The 4,485-nt window shown below is 42.9% G+C and carries 4 protein-coding genes; all 4 read left to right on the top strand.

Annotated elements, in window-relative coordinates; translation table 11 throughout:
• A partial coding sequence (gene ftsY, locus JWP71_RS07760) for a signal recognition particle-docking protein FtsY (protein WP_299498345.1) occupies positions 1–966 on the top strand: 966 nt, incomplete at its 5' end.
• A 19-nt stretch (positions 967–985) separates the two neighbouring features.
• Positions 986–2,320, top strand: a complete 1,335-nt coding sequence (gene rimO / locus JWP71_RS07755) for a 30S ribosomal protein S12 methylthiotransferase RimO (RefSeq protein ID WP_299498344.1) — start codon at positions 986–988, stop codon at positions 2,318–2,320.
• A gap of 46 nt (positions 2,321–2,366) precedes the next feature.
• Positions 2,367–3,989: a bacillithiol biosynthesis cysteine-adding enzyme BshC gene (gene bshC, locus JWP71_RS07750; protein ID WP_299498343.1), complete on the top strand. Its 1,623-nt coding sequence runs from the start codon at positions 2,367–2,369 to the stop codon at positions 3,987–3,989.
• A 53-nt stretch (positions 3,990–4,042) separates the two neighbouring features.
• Positions 4,043–4,485: Ldh family oxidoreductase (locus JWP71_RS07745; protein WP_299498342.1), on the top strand; the 443-nt coding region annotated here is incomplete at its 3' end.

The raw sequence follows: 4,485 nt of genomic DNA, 5'->3' as shown, positions 1-4,485 counted from the left end.
ATGGGATTATTTGATTTTTTTAAGAAAAAGGAAAGCACACCACAAGAGCAGGAGGTGCTTGATGCCGGGTTAGAAAAAACCAAGGATAACTTTTTTTCAAAAATTACCAAAGTAATAGCCGGTAAATCAACCGTTGATGATGATGTGCTGGATGAGTTGGAAGAGGTGTTGGTAACATCAGACGTAGGCGTACAAACTACCCTTAAAATTATTGGGCGCATACAGGAGCGCGTGGCGCGCGATAAATACGTAAGCACTGCCGATTTAAACGGTTTGCTGCGCGATGAGATACAGCAGCTACTTGCCGAAAATAACAGCAACGATTTTTCAAGTTTTGAATACGGCACCCACAAGCCTTATGTAATTATGGTGGTTGGTGTTAATGGCGTTGGTAAAACTACTACTATTGGCAAGCTTGCACATAAATTAAAACAGGCAGGTAACAAGGTAGTATTAGGCGCCGCCGATACTTTCAGGGCGGCGGCGGTTGACCAGATAAAGCTTTGGGGCGAACGTGTAGGCGTAAAAGTTGTAGCGCAGGCTATGGGGTCTGACCCGGCATCGGTTGCTTTTGATACTTTGCGCTCAGCAGTTGCCAATGGCGATGATGTGGCAATTATTGATACAGCAGGCCGTTTACATAATAAGGTTGGTTTGATGAACGAGCTAACTAAAATTAAAAATGTAATGCAAAAGGTTGTACCCGGCGCGCCGCACGAAATATTGCTGGTACTGGATGCATCAACCGGGCAAAACGCTATTGAGCAATGCAAACAATTTACAGAAGCCACCGCTGTTAATGCCCTGGCTTTAACAAAATTAGATGGTACCGCAAAAGGTGGTGTGGTGATAGGCATATCAGACCAGTTTAAAATACCGGTAAAATATATAGGAATTGGCGAGGGTGTGGATCATTTACAATTGTTTGATCGTAAAGCATTCGTAGACTCTCTTTTCAAGGATTAAGGCGGGATAAGGATAAATAATGAAGACAAAAGAAATTACTAAGCCGATACTAACCAAAAAGCCACGTGTAAACGTAGTGACCTTAGGCTGCTCTAAAAATACTTATGATTCTGAGATCCTGATGGGTCAGCTTAAAGGCAATATGTTTGATGTTGTGCATGAATCTGAAAAAGTAGGTAAAGACGATATCATCGTAATAAACACTTGTGGCTTTATTGATAATGCCAAGCAGGAATCTATTGATACCATTTTACAATACAGCGAGTTAAAAGAGCAGGGCAAAGTAGGGAAAGTAATTGTTACAGGCTGCTTGTCCGAGCGCTATAAGCCCGAGCTGGAAGCAGAGATAACCAATGTTGATGCTTACTTTGGTACTAACGACCTGCAAAATCTGTTAAGCTCGATAGGTGCCAATTACAAGCATGAGCTAATTGGCGAACGCCTGTTAACCACCCCCAAGCATTTCGCCTACTTTAAAATCGCCGAAGGCTGTAACCGTCCCTGCTCGTTTTGTGCTATCCCGCTAATGCGTGGTAAACACTTAACTACGCCAATGGAGGATCTGGTTAAAGCGGCGGAAAAATTAGCTAAAAACGGCACGAAAGAACTGATATTAATTGCCCAGGATTTGACTTACTACGGTTTAGACCTGTACGGCAAACGTAATTTAGATGAATTGCTTCGCCGCATATCCGACGTGAATGGTATTGAGTGGATCAGGCTACAATACGCTTATCCTTCGGGGTTCCCGATGGAGATATTGGATGTAATGAACGAGCGCGATAACATCTGTAAATACATGGATATGCCGTTGCAGCACATCAGCGATAATATGCTGAAATCCATGCGTCGCGGTATCACCAAGCAAAAAACTATTGATATTGTAAACCAGATTCGTGACAAAGTACCGGGCATTGCCATGCGTACCACGCTGATAACCGGCTATCCCGGCGAAACTGAGCAGGATTTTGAAGAAATGCAGCAATGGGTTGAAGAAACTAAGTTTGACCGTTTAGGCTGCTTCACCTACTCGCACGAAGAAAAAACACATGCGCACTCTTTAGTTGATGATGTACCTGAAGAGGTAAAGCAACAGCGTGCCGATGCCATCATGGAAATTCAGCAGGAAATTTCTTTCGAGAAGAACCAGGAAAGAATTGGCAATACCTACAAAGTACTCATCGATAAAAAAGACGGCAACTTCTTTGTTGGCCGTACGGAGTATGATTCGCCCGAGGTAGATAACGAAGTTTTAATTGATGCCGCTATTGATTATGCTACCGTTGGCAGTTTTGTTAATGTGAAGATAGATACCGCCGAGGATTTTGACCTTTATGGACATATTGTAAAATAAAACAAACCCATTGTGTAATAGGCTAAATGATTTTACATTTGACCTAATGGATGTTGCCTGTATAAGCTATAAAGAAACGGGGTTCTTTTCCCCAACGGTTATTGATTACCTGGAAGATAAACCGGAATTAAGATCATTTTATAGCTATCGCCCTACCCTTGAAGGTTTCGCTGAATTTTTAGCAAATAAAAAGGTGGTTGCCGATAGGGGATTATTAGCAGATACCTTAACTGACCAATACCAGCTTATTGATAAATACGCCCGCATTTGGGATCCTGAATTTGCAATTCCGCAACCTGTTCAGCAAAATATTGAAAGCCTAAGATCGTCCAATACTTATACAATCACAACCGGGCACCAGCTTAATATATTTGCCGGTCCGCTATATTTTATCTATAAAATAGTTACTGCCATTAAGCTTACGCAGCAATTAAAAGAACAATTTCCGGATAAAAATTTTGTGCCGGTTTACTGGATGGCATCAGAAGATCATGATTTTGCCGAGATCAACTACACCACCATCGGCGGTAAAAAAGTACATTGGTGGCATGAGGCAACCGGGGCAACCGGGCGCATACATCCTGAAACAATGCGTCAGGCTCTTAATCAATATAAAGGCGTATTAGGCATGGAGCATTACGGGCCCGAGCTGGCCGCAATTGTTGAAACGGCCTATACCCGGTTTGACAGACTGGCCGACGCTACCCGTTACATGGTAAACGCCTTATTTGGCCGGCATGGGCTGGTTATCATTGATGCCGATAATCAACGTTTAAAACGGCAGTTCGCGCCTATAATTCAACAGGATATTATTGAGCAGAACAGCTTTAAAAACATTACGACTACTAACGAAGAGTTAATAAAACTGGGCGTACATATACAGGTAAATCCGCGAGAGATCAATTTCTTTTACCTAAAAGAAAGCCTGCGCGAACGCCTGGTGTTTGAAGACAACGCTTACAAGGTTTTAAATACCGAACTAAGTTTTGCAGAAGCTGAATTAAAACAAGAAATAGCCGTGCATCCCGAAAGATTTAGCCCTAACGTGGTGATGCGCCCGCTATACCAGGAATGTATTTTACCCAACATAGCCTATATTGGCGGGGGTGCAGAAGTGGTTTACTGGATGGAGCTAAAATCAAATTTTGAGCATTATAAAGTTGATTTCCCGGTACTGATATTACGTAATTCGGGTTTGGTGGTTCGCAAAGAATCCGCAATAAAAATAAAGCGGATGGAGTTGGCTGCTGCCGATCTATTTAAGCCAACTGATATTTTAAAGAATTACTGGATAAAAAAACATAGCGGGCATAATTTGTCACTACAACAAGAATGGGGCGAACTAACCGCTATTTTCGATAACATCAAGCAACGTGCCGCTAAGATCGATCCAACACTTGCCCCATCTACCGAAGCGGTACAGGCTCGTCTGAAAAAAGCTATAGATAAACTGGAAAAGAAGCTGGTAAAAGCAGAAAGAGAAAACTACCATGCCCGCCTGGAGCAGATAGATCAAATAAAAGCTGAGCTTTTCCCCGGCAATAGTTTACAGGAACGTAATGAAAATTTCGGCTTACTATATGTTAAATGGGGCCAATGCTTTATTGATGAACTCATCCGCAATTTTGACCCGTTAGCTTTTGAATTTGCTGTGCTGACGGAAAGTTAACCTATGCTCCCGAAGCGGAGGATTGTGTGAATAAGATTTTAATATATTTGCACATGCTCGTCACCGAATCTACACTACGCAGCTTTACTCAAAATATTTTCCTGGCAATGGGCTGCAGTCAGGAACACGCCATATTAGCGGCTGATGTTTTATTGTTAGCGGATCTTAGAGGAATAGACTCGCATGGTGTTGCCCGGTTGACGGGGTATATCCGCTTGTGGGAGAAAAACCGCATTAACCCTACGCCCAACATACAAATAGTACATGAAACCCCCACCACGGCCACTATTGATGGTGATGCCGGATTAGGTTTAGTGGTGGCCCCTTTTGCAATGGAAGTCGCGCTTAAAAAGGCAGCGTTGTATGGTTCGGGCTGGGTGTCTATCCGCAACTCAAACCATTTTGGTATTGCCGGTTATCATGCATTAATGGCGGTGGAGAAAGATATGATAGGCTTTGCTATGACCAATGCAAGTCCGTTGGTAGCGCCCACATT

The sequence above is a fragment of the Mucilaginibacter sp. genome, assembly GCF_028287845.1.
Classification (GTDB): domain Bacteria; phylum Bacteroidota; class Bacteroidia; order Sphingobacteriales; family Sphingobacteriaceae; genus Mucilaginibacter.
This window is presented reverse-complemented; position numbering and strand designations above follow the sequence as displayed.